General features: G+C 69.3%; 13 protein-coding genes. 12 read left to right on the forward strand and 1 reads right to left on the reverse strand.

The window, feature by feature from the left end; genetic code table 11:
- Positions 1-25 precede the first annotated feature (25 nt).
- From OG802_RS15100 to OG802_RS15125, 6 genes are all read left to right on the forward strand, one after another.
- Positions 26-1,309: a UDP-N-acetylglucosamine 1-carboxyvinyltransferase gene (locus tag OG802_RS15100; protein WP_042169255.1), complete on the forward strand. Its 1,284-nt coding sequence runs from the start codon at positions 26-28 to the stop codon at positions 1,307-1,309.
- A complete protein-coding gene (locus tag OG802_RS15105) occupies positions 1,306-2,541 on the forward strand; it encodes a bifunctional metallophosphatase/5'-nucleotidase (RefSeq protein WP_329410944.1) in 1,236 nt (411 codons plus the stop codon). Before OG802_RS15100 ends, OG802_RS15105 begins: the two co-directional genes overlap by 4 nt.
- A complete protein-coding gene (gene dcd, locus OG802_RS15110; RefSeq protein ID WP_329410946.1) occupies positions 2,538-3,077 on the forward strand; it encodes a dCTP deaminase in 540 nt (179 codons plus the stop codon). The genes OG802_RS15105 and dcd overlap by 4 nt, the downstream gene beginning before the upstream one ends.
- Positions 3,074-3,610, forward strand: coding sequence for a dCTP deaminase (locus OG802_RS15115; protein WP_329410948.1), 537 nt, complete (start codon positions 3,074-3,076; stop codon positions 3,608-3,610). Before dcd ends, OG802_RS15115 begins: the two co-directional genes overlap by 4 nt.
- Entirely contained in the window at positions 3,607-4,722 is a 1,116-nt protein-coding gene (locus OG802_RS15120; RefSeq protein ID WP_329410950.1) for a glycosyltransferase family 4 protein, read from the forward strand. Before OG802_RS15115 ends, OG802_RS15120 begins: the two co-directional genes overlap by 4 nt.
- A gap of 100 nt (positions 4,723-4,822) precedes the next feature.
- Positions 4,823-5,866, forward strand: a complete 1,044-nt coding sequence (locus OG802_RS15125; RefSeq protein WP_329417073.1) for a serine hydrolase domain-containing protein — start codon at positions 4,823-4,825, stop codon at positions 5,864-5,866.
- Between the two features lie 491 nt (positions 5,867-6,357).
- Here OG802_RS15125 and OG802_RS15130 read toward each other — a convergent pair whose 3' ends face one another.
- Positions 6,358-6,522: a hypothetical protein gene (locus tag OG802_RS15130; protein WP_193381363.1), complete on the reverse strand. Its 165-nt coding sequence runs from the start codon at positions 6,520-6,522 to the stop codon at positions 6,358-6,360.
- 1,110 nt (positions 6,523-7,632) lie between these two features.
- Between OG802_RS15130 and casA the strand changes: the two genes are divergently transcribed.
- From casA to cas3, 6 genes are all read left to right on the forward strand, one after another.
- On the forward strand, positions 7,633-9,183 hold the full coding sequence (gene casA, locus OG802_RS15135; protein ID WP_329410954.1) for a type I-E CRISPR-associated protein Cse1/CasA: 1,551 nt from the start codon (positions 7,633-7,635) through the stop codon (positions 9,181-9,183).
- Complete coding sequence (gene casB / locus OG802_RS15140) at positions 9,180-9,788, forward strand: type I-E CRISPR-associated protein Cse2/CasB (protein WP_329410955.1); 609 nt, start codon at positions 9,180-9,182, stop codon at positions 9,786-9,788. Before casA ends, casB begins: the two co-directional genes overlap by 4 nt.
- The gene (gene cas7e / locus OG802_RS15145; RefSeq protein WP_329410956.1) at positions 9,785-11,041 is read left to right on the forward strand and encodes a type I-E CRISPR-associated protein Cas7/Cse4/CasC; all 1,257 of its coding nucleotides are present in this window, start codon (positions 9,785-9,787) and stop codon (positions 11,039-11,041) included. The genes casB and cas7e overlap by 4 nt, the downstream gene beginning before the upstream one ends.
- The gene (cas5e, locus tag OG802_RS15150; RefSeq protein WP_329410957.1) at positions 11,038-11,784 is read left to right on the forward strand and encodes a type I-E CRISPR-associated protein Cas5/CasD; all 747 of its coding nucleotides are present in this window, start codon (positions 11,038-11,040) and stop codon (positions 11,782-11,784) included. The genes cas7e and cas5e overlap by 4 nt, the downstream gene beginning before the upstream one ends.
- On the forward strand, positions 11,781-12,446 hold the full coding sequence (gene cas6e, locus OG802_RS15155; protein WP_329410959.1) for a type I-E CRISPR-associated protein Cas6/Cse3/CasE: 666 nt from the start codon (positions 11,781-11,783) through the stop codon (positions 12,444-12,446). Before cas5e ends, cas6e begins: the two co-directional genes overlap by 4 nt.
- A gap of 77 nt (positions 12,447-12,523) precedes the next feature.
- The gene (cas3, locus tag OG802_RS15160; RefSeq protein ID WP_329410961.1) at positions 12,524-15,247 is read left to right on the forward strand and encodes a CRISPR-associated helicase Cas3'; all 2,724 of its coding nucleotides are present in this window, start codon (positions 12,524-12,526) and stop codon (positions 15,245-15,247) included.
- Positions 15,248-16,450 lie beyond the last annotated feature (1,203 nt).

The raw sequence follows: 16,450 nt of genomic DNA on the forward strand, positions 1-16,450 counted from the left end.
ACGGATCCCTCCAGTCGCCGCCGAAGTGGTGGCCATCCGCCCCGGGAGCCCTCTCACCGGCTCCGTGACGGTCGACGGGTCCAAGAACGCAGCACTGCCGCTCCTGGCAGCCGCGGCGGCTCTGCACCGCCCCGTGCACGTGGGCAACGTCCCGGCGAACGCCGACGTCGAGACGATGCTCGCCCTGCTCCAGCAGGCCGGCTGGCACACAGCCCGACCCGTCGGCGACCTGCACACCGCGGTGATCCTGCCGGGCGACAAGCCCCAAGCCGGGTCCGACCTCGACATCGCCGCCCGCATCCGGGCCTCGTACTACCTCGTCCCCGCCCTGCTGGGCACATACGGCCGGGCGTGCCTCCCTTGGCCGGGCGGCTGCCGGATCGGGGAACGCGGCATGGAACAGCACTTCAAGGTCTACGAACGCTTCGGCGACCGCACGACCGTCGACGACCACGGCTACGTCGTAGAAGCAGCCAGTGCCCGACCGGAAACGGTCTCGATCACGCTTCCCTTCCGCTCCCGAGGCGCGACCATCGCCGCTCTTCTCCGTGCGGTCGTGGCCGGACGGCCACTGCGGCTGGGGTTGCCCAACCTTTCGCCGGAAGTGCTGGCTGTTGTTGAGGCGGTGCGGACGGCTGGCTGGCAGTGCCGAGTCAGTGAGGCACTCCTCGCCCTCGCGCCTCCTTTGGCCGCGCCACCGGAGACCATTTTCTGGCGCGTGCCCGGCGACAAGATCGAGGCCGGGACTCTGGCCTGCGCGGTCGCGGTCACAGGCGGCGACGCACGCATCTGCGGTGTACGCGGTGACGATGTCGTCCCCCTGGTCAGGGCCCTGCGGTGGCTCGGGGTTCCCTCCGACACCGAGAACGACGTGATCACCGTCCGAGCGCGAGAAACCCGACCCACCAGCCGGTCTCTGCGGGCCATCGCTTCCCTCGCCCCCAGGGGCTTGGATGCCGATTTCGAGCCGTCCTTGATGGCCTTGGCCCTCACTCGCCCCGGTACGCATCTCTTCTCCGACACGATCAACCCCGGCCGCCACAGCAACCTGCTGCCACAGCTGGCCCGTCTCGGTGCCGAGATCCACGAACTGTCCCCGACCAAGTGCCGTCTCACCGGTCCGCAGCAGTTGATCGGAGCCGGTGTCGAGGCCACCGACATCCGCACCGGGTCCGCCCTGCTCATCGCCGGCCTGACAGCGCAAGGCGTCACCACCCTGGGCGGCCTGGAGCAGCTCCGACGCGGCCACGCCGACCTTCCCACCAAGCTGTATGCCCTCGGCGCCGACATCTGCGAGGTCACACCATGAACCGGCAGTTACGGCGGATCATCGCCACGACGGACGTCCACTCCGCCTTCGCCTCCCCCGCACCGATGCTCGCCCATCTCCACGCAGCCAGGGCCGAGAGCCTGATCGTGGACTGCGGCGACTTCTTCGAAGGCAGCGGCTTCTACCGCCTCGGCCAAGGCCAGATCGAGCACGAGATCCTCACCAGCCTCTACGACCTGCTGGCCCCGGGGAATCACGGTTGGCGGCACCATTTCGAGCCGGGGCTGCGCGAGATGACCGTGTGCGCCAACACGACCGACGACGACGGCAATCCACTCTTCGACCGCGTACGCATCGAGCGGATCGCCGGCCGACGCGTCGCCGTCACCGCAGTGATCGGCACCCAGGCGTTCAACGCGATCCCCACCGGCGACCGCATCGGTCACCACGTCACCGACCCTGCTCAGGCCCTGCGCGAGGTGATGCTCGAACATCACCACCGCACCGATGACTGGATCGTGCTGTCCCACTCCGGCTTCGACGAGGACCTGAAGATGGCCGCCGCCTGCCCCTTCGCGGACATCATCTTCGCCGGGCATTGCCACAGCGACACGTACGGCCCCGTACCCGTCGGCGACACCCTCGTGGTCAAGGGACGCGAACTCGGCATCGGATACGCCACCGCAGAGCCCATCGGAACCGGCTGGGCCGCCCGCACGGGCACCTTCCCCAGCTCGCACGGGCTGCCCAAGAACCTCGCCACGGTGCAGGACAAGATCGCACTCGTCGGCCGGACACTCGCCAGCCCGCTCGGCATCGTGAACGAGCCCTACCGCAATGCCTCGTTCGACCGACGCCAGTTGCTGGCAGAGGTCGCCGGCCGACTGCACTCGGGCCTCGGCGCGGACGCGGTCGTCCTCAACGAGACCGCCCTGCGCTCCACGCCGCTCCGAGAAGTGCTCACCCTCGGCGACCTGCTGACCATCGAGCCCTTCGACAACCAACTCGTCCACGCCCGCCTCCCCAACGACCACGCCCAGGACCACGAGAAGCTGCTCGGCCACCTCACCGACCGTGTCGGTCCTCTGGCCATCGCTCCCGCCCCTCTGCCCCCGGCGACGAGCAGCGTGCTGACGACCGACTACCTCGCCGACAGCCACCTCGGCGGACGAACACATCAAGCCGGACTACGGCTCGGCCAAGCCGTACGAAGCGTCCTGCTCACACCCCTGGCTGGCGCTGACGACACCGCTACAGGAGGCGAGCAATGATCCTTACCGGGCCCGAGATCACCGCCGCTGCCCACGACGGACGCCTGACCATCGCGCCCTTCGAACCGGAACAGGTCAACCCCAACAGCTACAACGTCCGCCTCGGCCCCACCCTGCTGACCTACACCGACACCGTGATCGACGCCCACCGCCCCAACCCCACCCACGAGGTCACGATCGGGAAGAGCGGATACGTACTCCGGCCCGGTGAGCTGTACCTCGGACACACCGTCGAACAGGTCGGCTCCGACACCTACGTACCGCTGCTCTTCGGCCGCTCCTCCGTCGGCAGGCTTGGCCTTTTCGTCGAGATCACCGCCCCGATCGGCGACATCGGCTTCCACGGCCAGTGGACGCTGATGCTCTCCCCGATCCGCCCGCTACGGGTGTACGCGGGCATGCGCATCGGGCAGATCATGTTCTTCGTCTCCACCGGCTCCATCGCCCCCTACCAAGGCAAGTACCAGGCCGCCATCGGCCCGCAGCCCTCCGCCTACTGGCGCGACGCGGCCCGGCTCAAGGTGGTCGCCTCGTGATCCTCACCGGCCCCGCGATCAGCGCCGCCATCCAGGCAGGCGAGATCACGATCGACCCGTACGACCCCGCCCGTCTCTCCCCGAACGCCTACGACTGGCGACTCGGCGACACCATCCGTATCTGCGACGGAGAGCTGGACGCAGCCGTCCCAACTGCGTTCGCCGAGCAGACCATCCCGGCCGCGGGCCTGGTGCTGACGCCGGACGCGTTCTATCTCGGCGTCACGCTGGAGAGGACCGGCTCCGAGACGTACGCACAACTGCTCAACGGCGACCGCACCATCGGCGCGCTCGGCATCTGGGTCCACGTCTCCGCCCCGCTCGGCCACCAAGGTCACGCCATTCGCTGGACCCTGGAGATCCGTGCCGCCCGGCCGGTTCGCATCTACGCGGGCATGACCTTCGGCAAGCTCGTCTTCCTCAGCGCCTTCGGCACACCGGCCAGCTACCAGCAGCAGGACGCCAAGTACGCGGCGACGGACGGCATCGACATCTCCCGCCTCTACGAAGAGATCCCCGGAGGAGTCCGGTGACCCCGCAACCGACCACCGCGCCACTGGCCGCCACCCTGCTGGACCTGCCCGCCGGAAGCCCGGGAGGCAGCGTCGAACTCTTCCTCGACCTCTACACGGGCGAGCAACCACTCATCCCAGCACGGGCGTTCATGCTCGCCCCTACCGGCCCGCGACCTCACCTCCCGGCCGGCCTCGACCTCCTCCAAGTCCCCGGAAAGTGCCTGGAGGGCCCAGCCTTCAGCCGATACGTAGCCGCCCTGCGCTCGGCACTGGCGGCCGCGATCGACCCGACCCGGATCGACGTGCTGCACCTGCAGCACCTCACCTTTGGGGCCACCCCCGCCCTGATCCGCGCGCTCCCCTCACACCCCCGCATCGTCCTGGTCCACGGCACCGACCTGCTCTTCGCCGAGATCCACCGCGAGCAACTCCAGGTGCTGCACGAGACGACGAAGGTTGCAGACGCGATCGTTGTCCCCACCAGCGCGATGGCCGATCAACTCCGCAAACTCATTCCACTGGTCAACCGCCGCAAGATCACCCACATCCCCTGGGGCATCCCCGACCACCTGATCACCGATCCACCGGCCCGGCCTGCCCGCTCTCCAACGAGCCACCTACGGCTGCTGTACGCGGGCCGACTCACAGCCGAGAAGGGCGTCGAGGCCCTGGTGAAGAGCCTGGCCTCGGTGCCGGGCGTCGAACTGAGCGTCGCCGCACCCCCAGCCCAGTTCCACACGCTGGCCCCACTGCTGCAACGAGCCGGCGTACGAGCCCGCTACCTAGGCTGGCTCCGCCGCCCACAGCTGTGGAAAACCTTCACCGAGCACGACCTACTGGTCATGCCCTCCACCACCCTGGAGGCCATGGGCCTGGTCGCACTGGAGGCCCAAGCCTGCGGCCTCCCCGTCCTCTACCAACCCGTACCCGGCCTCAGCGAAACCCTCGCCGCCTCCGGCATGGCAACCGACTTCACCAGCCCCGCAGCCCTCGCACGCGACCTGGACCGGCTACGCACGACACCTGGCCTGCTTCCGGCTCTGCGCCGGGCGGGCCACGCGAACGCCGCCCGCTACCCGCTCTCCGCCACCGCGCAGGCCCTGACCGATCTGGGCCGCCAGCTCACCTAGAACGACCATGGCCAGCTGACGTCCGGCACGCCATTGCCCGGCCCCACCCACCCCGGTCACTACGCTGACCGGCGGGATGCCCACGGCGAACAGGGAGACCATGACGTACCGCACCGACCGCATCGAAGCCCTGCTCGACGAAGGCGTCCGCGATAAGGTCTACCCCGGCGCCGTCTGGGCCGTCGGCGACGCCTCTGGCATCCACGCCCACGGCACCACCGGCGTCCTCGACCCCGACGTACCGCACGCTCCGATGCGTCCCGACACCGTCTTCGACGCCGCGAGCCTCACCAAGATCCTCGCCGTCTGGTCCTCCATCGGCGCACTGTGGGAAGAAGGCAAACTCGACCTCGACTCTCCCCTCGGGGAGTTCTGGTCGGAGGTCGACGGCCACCCGCTCGCGGCCGTGACGGCCCGCCAACTCCTCACTCACACCGCAGGGGTCCCGCTACGGGCCCAACTGAAGAGCCTGTACGGCACCGACCCCCAGGACATCCGCGACGGCGTACTGCACGAAGCCCTCCACCGCCCACCGGGCGAGGCCGTCGAATACACCGACCGAGCCGCACTCATCCTCGGCTACCTCGCCGAACACATCTCCGGCCAGCCCCTCGACCAACTCGCCACGGAACGGACCTGGCAGCCCCTGGGCATGAAAGCCACTCGCTTCGGCCCCCTACCCGCCGCGACGGTCGCCCGGTGCGCGCCCACCGAACTCGACCCGGACACCAACACCCACCTCAAGGGCACCGCCCACGACTTCTCCGCCCGCCTCCTCGGCGGCGTGTGCGGCATCGCCGGCGCCTTCACCGTCCTCGACGACCTGGCCCGCTTCCTGCGCTACATGTTGAACGACAACGCTGTCCCCGAGCGAGCGGGCTTCGGGTCTGCCTGGTCCGAGGCGTCGCTCAGTGTCCAGACCGGCTCACTTGCCCCTGCACGTGGGCTGTTCTGGCACCCCGCCCCCGGTGCTGATCCAGCCGACGACATCTGGGTGCACTACGGCTTCACGGGAACCGGCATGTGGATCTCACCCCGGCGCCGACGGTGGGCAATTCTGTTGACGAATAAGCTCTACTACACCCGCGACCGCCAACCCCTGACGGATGTCCGCAATGTCTACCGAGCGCTCGCTTTCAACTGAGGCGGCTGCTTTGAGCGGAGTGGGCCACAGAAGCCCACGACTTGCCAAGTTCCAGAGGGAGACGCGTCAACGCCAGTGTCACGGCGGAGAGCGTGCCGAAGGCCATGGCCAGGCGTTGAATCATGCGCGTATTCCCCTCCCTTGCGTGGCCCGCTCTCGTTGCGCAAACGGCCGGAGTAGTCAACCGTGGGCGATCGCGAACTCACTGTAACGAGCGCAATGGGCATCCACCGCACCAGAGTGCGCCGTTCGCTCCCGTAGCAACTGGCCCGCCGCCACGAGGGACCCCGCTGTACGACCGGCGTATACCGCTTCAGAAGCGCGATCAGGCCAGGAAAGCCCCTACCACCACTCCGTTCCGAACGGAACGCCGCACCCTTTTGTCACCAGGCCAGCCACAGAGATCCAACCCAGTGGTGGCAGCGGCGCGACTGCCGAACGCCCTGGCTTGGTGCCGACCGCCCGCCTCCCAGTCGGAGCGAGCGCAGAGGTCAGCCGTGGTGTTCCTCCTGCTCGTTCTGCAAGGCGTCGCGCACGGAGCGCCAAGCGCGGATTGCGTTACCGATGTCCACCAACAGCCCTCGGAGTTGGCGAATCAGAACCCTCGCGGCACAAATGGCAGCAATGACTTCGAATTCCACCGCGAGCCCGCTCATTGGCTGCTCCTCAACTCGGGCACCAGCCTCTCCGCCTCGCGCCGCGAAGTCTGTACCACGCTAGGTACATTTCGTGATCACCCTCGGCTTCGCCCACGCGATCAGGCAGACATGCAGCTGAACTCAACGAGCCGAGCCTCCTTGAGGCGCCGCGTACAAGACTCGCCGCCGTGAGGGCGCGTGTCCGCATCACAGTTGATGCATTTGCTGATCTTGAAGATCCGCGCCACAGAAACGAGGCTGAGTCGATGCGCCCAGGCTGACCGTCGAACGGGCCGGTGTCTGTAGGGTTGGGCCTACTTTTTGTGATCTTGGATGGATCAGCAAGTGCGGCCTGTCCAGAGTGTTCCGGTGCAGTTCATGCGGGGTGCTCTGCATGAGCGGACGGTCCGGCAGGAAGCCGTCAGGCACCGAAGCCCGATGTGCGGGGAGGTGCTCCTGACCAGGCGGTTCCGGACATGGGGAAAGCGTCCGGAACCAACCTCATGTTCTGGCCAGGACTCCAAGGACGGGTGACCTCCGCGGACGCGGAGCCAACGGACACACTCTCTACGCCGCGCACCGGCCCCTCGGGGCACCTCTGCGGACGCGGAGCCAACCATGCGCTCGCCCACCAGAGTTGGGCCATTGGCGGGGCACCTCCGCGACGCGGAGCCAACCGGCACCGCGTCCTGTACCTGAACTCCCAGTTCGGGGCACCTCCGCGGACGCGGGGCCAACCCTTGCTGACCTGCATGGTTAGGGGTGCTTTGCCATTTTGTTATGCGTTACGACAAGCCCGTTCTTTCGATCGTGACCTATCGCAGTCGTGGGACATGCATTTAAGTCACTCGATCGGGTGGGCGGGGGTGTGAGTCTCCGCTGATGCGAAGCTGGGAGATATTGCGGAGATTTGCCCCATACGTCCCTGGGTTACCTCTGTGTGTGCAGAGCGTGTCCACCGGGACTTTATCGGGCGGCTCTGACAGTTGGGGTGAGTTCGGAGGTTCCGGTTGCGCCTGTTCCATACGTCCCCTTAGCGTCACTCCCTGCTTGATGTCGGTGACTATTCGTGAACTCATCGGTGTTCGGGCGCTGTTGGCGTTTCCGAGATTGGGAGGAGGGGGGATCTTGCGTGCTTTCATCGCGGCTGACCAGCCGTGCGTCACGCTGGTGTTCCGTCGGGACGCGGATCCCGAGGAGTTGGCGGCCTTGGTGCCGAAGGCTGAGCCTGGTGGTCGCCGAGGAGTCGGTCTGCGCACGGCACTTCTGGCCGCTCATGCTGTGGCGGACCTTGAGGTGGCGAACCCGGCGGTGGAGTCGATGCTGCGGCGCCTTCTGACCGCGCTCGCGGTCCGCGCCGGCGGCCTTGATGTGTCCGACCGGGATGTGTGGGAGGAGCGCTTCGACGGGCTGCTGTCGGCGGGCCGGTTCGATGCGGGGGCCGTGAACACGTACTTCGACCGGTGGCGGCACCGGTTCGATCTCTATGATCCGCACCGGCCGTTCCTCCAGGATCCGCGTCTTGCGGCGGAGTGTTCGCGCCAGGCGCCGCCCGGGAAACTGGTGATGCCGAGGCCGTCGGGATCGAACCAGCCGTGGCTGGACCGGACGCCGCAGGAGGTGCCCGTACCGTCGGGCGAGGCACTGGGCTGGCTGCTCGCCTGGCGCGGCTACGGCCCGTCGGGCACGGGGGCCCAGCGCCGGCACGGCGGCGTGAACTCCAAGAACATGAAGGCCGCGCCATTGCGGGCGCTGGTGTCCTTCCACCCGCTGGGCGGGAGTCTGTTCACCTCACTCGTCCTGTCGTGCCCCCCGCCGACTGGAGGAGAAGATCCGGCACAGGATCTCGCGCCGTGGGAGCGTGAGGAACTCGAAGACCCCCTGCTGCCATCCCCCGTGTGCGGACCCGTCTCGCTGCTGACCGGCCGGAGTGCCCACCATGTCCTGCTGTCTGCGGACGAGACGGGAGCAGAGACGACAGGCTGCTGGGTGGCCTGGGCCACGCGGACGGATCTGCCCGCGGCCCGGGATCCGTTCGTCATCGCCCGCGCCAAGGGCGGTCCGGTGCGGGCGAGTTGGCGCCGTGCCCTACTGAGGGATTTCGACGCCTTCATCCACGCGAAGAACCCCGCCGCGGCGGGCGTCAAGGGGCAGATTCTTCCGGCATGGCTGTCCGCGTTCGCCGACCTTCCTGAGGAAGTCCTTGACGGGCTGGGGCCGGTGCGCGTGCGAGCGCTGGGCTGCCACCAGGAGAAACAGGAGAAGGACGAACACTGGTACGCCGTGACGACCCCGGCGAGCATCGCCGCGTTTCTTCCTTCCCGGCATCCGCAACGCGCCGCCCGCGTGGCCGACACCCGCAGAGCGGCGGAGGGCGCGGCGGCCGATCTGGCCAGGGCGCTGCGTACGGCGTGGAAGCAATTGGCGCCCGGTGAGAAGTCCTGCCCGTGGGCGGATGAGGCGACTGGGGCGTACTGGGACCGCGCCGAGGTGCTGTTCTGGCCGGCGATCAGCCACGACAGCGCCGAGGTGCCCCGGTTTCGCGGCCTGGCCCTGGAGATCTACGACGCCATCACCCGGTCGGCTGCGACCACCCCGCAGGGATTGCACCCGGTGGCCCAGGCCCGCACCCAGCTCACCCATCCCCGCACTCCTGGAAGGAGGGCGAAGGCCGCGTGACCACCGAGTCCCCGCCCGCCCCGTCGGCCAAGAAGAACCCGCTGGAGTCGTTCGAGCGGTTCATGCGCACCGTCCGTAACGCGTGCGCCACCCCGGGCGGCCGGGCCGCCTTGCGTGACGGCCTGGCCGAGGAACTCACCTCCCCATGGCGGCTGTACATGCATCTGCTGCCCGCCGGAGGGATCCCGGCCTACGCGCCCACCCGCGGGGCCGAACTCCCGTATTTGCTCGTGGCCTGCCTGTACGCGGTCCACGACGCCCCCAACCCCCGTACGGCGAAGTCGAACCCGCCGCCTGTGGCGAAACCGGCGGAGGTGTGGCAGAACCTGGGCTGGTCCTACGGCCGCGCCGCACGCACGGGTTCGATGCGCCGGGAGAACGCCGCCGATGCACTGTCGCACCTGGCCGAACTCGGCAGCGAGGACCTGTACCGAGAGCTTCCCGGCGCGATCTCGCTGCTGCGCTCGCAGCAGATCCCCGTCAAGTGGCCGGTGCTGCTGCGAGATCTGACCCGCTGGCCGAAGTGGGCGGACGACGTCCGCGTCGAATGGGCCCGCGCCTACCACATCCCCACCGTTCGCACCGCTGAGGAGAAGACCAAGTGATCAACTTCGGCCCCGGAAGCCTGCACGTCGACCTCCACCTGATTCAGTCGTACCCGTACTCCAATCTGAACCGCGACCGGCAGGGTGCCCCGAAGTCCGCGCGCTACGGCGGCGTGATGCGCGCCCGCAATTCATCGCAGAACGGCAAGCGGCACACCCGTACGGCTGTGGAGAAGGCGGTCGGTATCCGGGCGTTGCGAACCCGCGGCGTGCCACAGGCCGTCGCTAAGCGGCTGGGAGCCCGCGGCTGGCAGCCGGAACTGGCCCTGGCTGCGGGGCAGATGTTGATTCTGGCGGCCGGGGTGAAGGGGCTGGGCATCGCTGACTCCGGTGGCACCAACGCCCTGCTGTTCTTGCCGGAGAGCGCACTGGACGAACTGGCAGACCTCGCCGACGGCCATCGCGGCGACATCACCCAGGCGGTCTACGACATTGAGGCCGAGGCGGTGAAGGCGGCGAAGAGGACCACCCGCAGGAAGGCGGACGCCGACCTGGAACCGGCAGCGGACGACGAGGAAGAGCCCGCCGTCGGTGAGGGCAGCCCACTGGCCAGGTACGCGGCCAAGATCCTGCCGAAGGCGGCGGTGCTCACGATCCTTCAGTCGAGGAACGCCTCGGTCGCCGCCTTCGGCCGCATGCTCGCCAACGAGGCGGGCTCCATCGTGGACGGCGCGGTGCAGATGGCGCACGGACTGAGCACCCACGCGGCCAGCACCCAGCTGGACTACTTCACGGCGGTCGACGACATCCTCGATGAGGAGGGCACCGAGCGCGGCGCCGGGCACATGGGGGACCAGCGCTACACCTCGGCCACCTTCTACCGCTACACCTCCTTGAACCTCACCGAACTCGTTCGCAACCTCGACGGCGACACCCAGACCGCCCAGGCCGTACTCGCGGAGTTCATGCGCGCCTTCATCACCACGGTCCTGCCGGCCAAAGCCTCCGGCACCGCCCCGTTCACCGTGCCGCACCTGACCTACGCCGCACTGCGGTCGGACCGCCCGGTCAGCCTGGTCGGCGCGTACGAGACCCCGGTGCCCGACAGCGCCGAGGGCTACCTGCCCCGCTCCATGCAGCGGCTGAACGACCACGCCAGGGCACACCACCGCTTCCTGGGCACTGGGGGACTGATCACCCACGCCCACAGCGGCCTGACTGACGATGCCTTCGACGCGCTGGGCGACCGCCTCGACGGCCTGGACGAGCTGATCACCCGCGTGAGCGACACCGTCACCAAGGAGCTGGCGTGAGCGGCGGGCTCCTGCTCCACCTGTCCGGGCCCTTGCAGTCCTGGGGCTCGGACGCGGACTTCGAAGTGCGCAGCACTTACCGCTGGCCCACCCGCTCCGGCCTCACTGGACTGCTTGCCTGCTGCCTGGGCCGACCCCGCGACAGCGACAACACCGACCTCACCGAGCTGTCCTACACCATCCGGGTGGACCGGCCGGGTCAGCGGGAGATGGACTTCCACACCATCGGCGGCGGCTACCCCCGCCATCTCACCCCGCCCACCGCCGACGGCAAGTTCCGCAAGCTGGGGGAGGGCACCATCCTCACCCAGCGCTGGTACCTGACGGACGCCGCCTTCACCGTCGCCGTCACCGGGCCCGCGCCCACCCTCCTCGGGTGCACCCAGGCCCTCCAACGTCCCCGGTTCGCCCCCTACCTGGGGCGCCGTTCCTGCGTTCCGGACACCCCGATCCTCATCCGGTCCGACGTGAGCGACCCGGTGGCCGAACTCGACCGCCTGCCACTGCACCGCACCCCAGCGCGGTACGGCGCCCGAGAGCCGGTGACGTTCCTCTACGACGCCGCCCCCGAGCCCGGAGCCCTGCCGGACACGGAGGTCCGCGACCAGCCCGGCCCGCACCGCCACTTCGCGGGCTGCCCCGTGTGGGAGCGGCAACGCCCGCTGCCCGATGCCGACGATGCGGGCCGGGGCACGGACTGGCTCACCGCACTGACCGTCTATCGAGAGGCAGCCGCCGCATGACCACCGCCCCCACGGCCGTCACCCAGACGGTGCACCTGGCCCGGCTCCACCTTGAAGCCCGCAGTCGTGTCGTCCACCGTGACCTCAAGGACGCCACCCGCCTGCACGCCACCGTCCAGGCCCTGTTCCCCGACGCCCTCGGACCCGCCCCCAGGACGGCCACGAACACCCTTTACCGCATCGAGCGCGAGCAGGCCGGTGCGCTGCTGCTGATCCAGTCCACGCTGCCCATCAACCGCAACGCCCTGCCCTCCGGCTACGCCAGCCAGGTCGAATACCGCGACCTGGGCCCGCTGCTCAACTGGGTTGGCGAAGGCCGCGTCGTGCGGTTCCGGATCGACGCCAACCCGATCAAGAGCGTGCCGGTGCCCGGTGCCCGGCGCGGCAGGCGCGTGCCCGTCTCGGGCGAGGATGCCCTGGCCTGGTGGGAGCGCCAAGCCGGCCGGGCGGGACTGGCCAACCAACTCGTCCTCGACCTCCCGCAGCCCGACGTGCTCGGCTCTCGCACTGATGCCAAGGGGATCCGGTTGCGTGCGATGCGCTTCGAGGGCGTCGCTACCGTCACCGACCCCGAGGCCCTGCGTACCGCGATCACCACCGGCATCGGCCAGGGCCGCGCCTACGGCCTGGGCCTGCTGTCCATCGCCCCCTACCGCCCCTGACCCCCACCGTCCTTGCTACCCGGCCCCGGCCGACGCCGGGGCCGGGTAGCCCGTCCGCACGAAAGGAATCAGGGCGCGTGTCCGCTCTGTTCGAGCCCCGGCTGTGGGGCAAGGAACGCGGTCTTACCCACCCGTATCCGCTGGGCTGCCACGCCATCGACGCCGCCGTGATGGCGGCAGCCCTGTGGGACCGCTACCTCACCCCCCGCCAGCGCACGGTCATCGCCGACGGCTGGGGACTGACCGAGCCCGAGGCCCGCTCCTTCGTCATCTGCCTCGCCGGCCTCCACGACCTCGGCAAGATCACTCCCGGCTTCCAGGGCTGCGCGCCGGGCGCCGGTCCGCTCACCGGAGAACCCGGATACGAACCCACACCCGCCAACGTCAGCAGTCCGAGCCACCAGCGGGCTACCCACCTTGTCCTGCCGGAACTCCTGCACCGCCTGCACCGTCTGCCGCTCAACGGCCGTCCCACCCGCGGTGCGGCCCACCAGATCGGCCAGCTCCTCGGCGGCCACCACGGCACCTACCCGATCGCCCTCTCCCATCAGGGCAGCGAACTCACCTGCCCGCTCGCCTCCGCACCCGGCTTGGGGGAGAAGGCGTGGGACGAGCAGCGCGAACACCTCATGCACCTCATTTACGACCTCTTCGGCACCCCCACCTGGCCCACCCCCCCGGCCACCGGCCCCGCCGCAGCGGTCACCACCGGCCTGGTGATCCTGGCCGACTGGCTCGTCTCCCAACTGTCCTGGATCCGCGCCCGCCAGCGCCGCTGGGACCGCGACCGTACCCACGACTGGCACGCCCACGCACGCCGTGCCCGCCGCGCCGCTCCCAAGACACTGCGCGAAGCCCAACTCGTCCCACCCACCTGGCAACGCACCCGCAGCTTCCGCAACCTCTTCCCCCACCTGCGCGGCAAGACCCCGCACCCCCTTCAGACCAGCCTCGCCCAGTCCCTCCCAGCCCTGGCGAAGAACGGCCCCGGACTACTGCTGATCACCGCTCCGCCCGGCGAGGGCAAAACCGAATGTGCCCTGTTCGCCGAACGCATCATGGGGCCGTCTGCCGGCACCAAGGGCCTGGCCTTCCTGCTGCCGACCATGGCCACCACCGACGCCATGTGGGCCCGGGTCCGCGCACACGCCCGCGCCAACTGCCGTACTCCGCCCCCCATCACGCTGCTGCACGCGATGGCCTGGCTGGACGCCGACTACACCCCTGACCAGCTCGCCACCGCCACCAGCAGCCCGGACATCGTGGCCGAATGGCTGCGCGGCCGCCACCGCGGCTTCCTCGCCGGCATCGCCGTCGGCACCTGGGACCAGGCCGCCCTCGCCGTCCTCCCGCACCGCTTCATGGCCCTGCGCTGGCTCGGCCTGTCCGGCAAGACCGTCATCATCGACGAGGTTCACGCCTACGACGCCCACGGCCACGCGCTGACCCTGCGCCTGCTCGAATGGCTCGGCGCACTCGGCGTCCCCGTCGTTCTGCTGTCCGCCACCGTCACCGGCGACACCGCCGCCGCCCTCATCCACGCCTACCGCCGCGGCGCCGGACACCACGACACCCCACCGATCACCCCCAGCTACCCCGGCTGGACCTACACCGACCACACCACCGGAACCATCACCACCTCACCCACCCTCGGCTCCAACCGAGCCCACCCGCTCAACATCGACACCATCACCTGCACCCACACCCACAACCCGGACCGCGCACGAGGTCGCGCCCGCGCCGTCCTCAACCTCCTCGCCCCCCTCGAACAGGCCCACAAGGGCTGCGCGTTGATCATCTGCAACACCGTCGCCGACGCCCAGGCCACCCGCGACCTTCTCGACACCACCTGGGCGACCAGCACCGACCGGCCCCTCGTACGGATCCTGCACGCCCGGATGCCCGCCCGGCAGCGCGCCGCAATCACCCGCCGCCTCCAACGGTGGACCGGCCCCAACGGCAAACGCCCCAACCGGCCATTCGTCGTGATCACCACTCAGGTCGCCGAACAGTCCCTCGACGTCGACTTCGACCTCGTCGTCAGCGACCTCGCCCCCCTCGCCCTCCTCCTCCAGCGAGCCGGCCGCGGCCACCGCCACCCCCGCACCGACCGCCCCACCTGGGCGAACACCCCACGCCTGGCTGTCCTCATCCCCGCTGGCCAACTCCCTCCTCCTGCCTGGGGAGACGTCTACCCGGCCTCCCTCCTGCGCCGCACCCGCGACCTCCTCACCACCCTCGACGGCGAACCGGTCAACGTTCCGCAAGACGTCCAACGCCTCGTCGACCAGGTCTACGGACCCGAGTTCGCGGGCGCCGACGACACGGCCCGCCTCGCCGACGACACCCAACGCGCCGCCACGGCCCGCCTCACCGCCATCCCCGCCCCGGCAGCCGTCCGCGACCTGCACCCCCTCACCAACACCGACGAACACCCCGACCAGATCGCCACCCGACTCGGCGCCGAGAGCGTCCGCATCCTGCCCACCTACCTCACCCCCGACGGCAACCACTGGCTCCACCCCACCCACTACACCCCGCGAACCGCCCTGCCCCAGCACATCGACCCCAACGACCGCCACACCATCCGCCAACTCATGCAGGCCACCATCCCCATCAACAGCCAATGGCTCACCAGCCGCGACCCCACCACCCACACCCCCGACAACTGGTCCCACATCCCCGGCCTACGCGACCTCATCCTGCTCCCCCACCCGGTCACACGCACCGCCATCAACCCCTACCGGGCAGCAGGAAGAGCCATCAGCCTCGACCCACAGAACGGCCTCGTACGCCACTGACCCTGGTTAGCTCCTCCGGCCGTGAGCCGCGCACCTTGATAACAGAACGGCAAGGTCGACCTGTCTATGCAGGTCAATGAGAGTCTGCTCCGTAGCTGTGGAGGTCACCCGGCCGGGCCGCCGCCCCTCGGCACATCGATCGCGACTGCTCCGCAGCTGCGGAGGTCACCCGTCCCGCATCTGCTCATCGATGAGGAGGGATGGGTCTGCTCCGCACCCGCGGGGGTCACCCTGGGTCCGCCTGTTCGCTGGTGATCTGCGTGACGGCCACTCCGTGCCTGCGGAGGTCACCCGACCTGGAGGTATGCCTGCGCGCCGAAAGCCGCGACCACTCCGCACCTGCAGAGGTCACCCGGTGGACCAAAGGATCTATGACCTGCGGCACGAGCCCCCTCCGCATCTACGGAGATTACCCGCCCTGAAATCAAGCAGCGCTGTGACCAGGGCGCGTCTACTCCGCAACCGCAGAGGTCACTCGACGGCGGCCGGCGACCCCCGACCGAAGACCACGTCCGCTCCGCATCTGCGGAGGTCGTCCGCCGGACGGGGTCTACGTCCTGCACTGGCTGGAGTCCGCTCCGCACCCGCGGAGGTCACCCGCCGAAGTGGAACTCACCCGGGGCGCTCCGTGGTCTGCTCCGGACGGTGCGGAGGTCACCCGAACAGATCTCCGCCGGGCGTCTCTGTGTAAACGGCCGCTCCGAATCTGCGGAGGCAGCCCGGGGATCTTCTGCGCGTCGGTTGGAATGGCGACGTCTGCTCCGCGCCCGCGGAGGTCACCCGCAGTCGAACACGAATCCGTTGTCGACGCCACAGGCTGCTCCGCACTTGCGGAGGTCACCCGCTCCTGCCGCGGGGTCAGAAATACATCGTCGGGTCTGCTACGCGCCCGCGGAGGTCCCCCGAAACTCACCGCGTACGCGAGGTCCCCAACGGGTCTGCTCCGCACCTGCGGAGGTCACTCGACCGCGGCCGGCGACCCTCAGCCGAAGATCACGTCCGCTCCGCACGGCGGAGGTTGTCCGTCGGACGAGGTCTACGTCCTGCACTGGCTGGAGTCCGCTCGGCACCTGCAGACGAGGTCACCCCTCGGCGGCCATTGGGCGGGCGCGACTGGCCCCGTCAGCTCTGCACCAGCGGTGGTCACTCGGACCCGGAGTTTGTCGCTGTTGACTACTGCGGTGTCTGCTCCATGCCAGCGGA

This window comes from Streptomyces sp. NBC_00704, assembly GCF_036226605.1.
Classification (GTDB): Bacteria; Actinomycetota; Actinomycetes; order Streptomycetales; family Streptomycetaceae; genus Streptomyces.

Excerpts from the sequence above, each read along its gene's own strand:
- OG802_RS15130 (WP_193381363.1), bottom strand. The coding sequence starts at position 6,522 with ATGAGCGGGCTCGCGGTGGAATTCGAAGTCATTGCTGCCATTTGTGCC.
- dcd (WP_329410946.1), top strand. The coding sequence starts at position 2,538 with ATGATCCTTACCGGGCCCGAGATCACCGCCGCTGCCCACGACGGACGC.
- OG802_RS15105 (WP_329410944.1), top strand. The coding sequence starts at position 1,306 with ATGAACCGGCAGTTACGGCGGATCATCGCCACGACGGACGTCCACTCC.
- cas6e (WP_329410959.1), top strand. The coding sequence starts at position 11,781 with ATGACCACCGCCCCCACGGCCGTCACCCAGACGGTGCACCTGGCCCGG.
- OG802_RS15125 (WP_329417073.1), top strand. The coding sequence starts at position 4,823 with ATGACGTACCGCACCGACCGCATCGAAGCCCTGCTCGACGAAGGCGTC.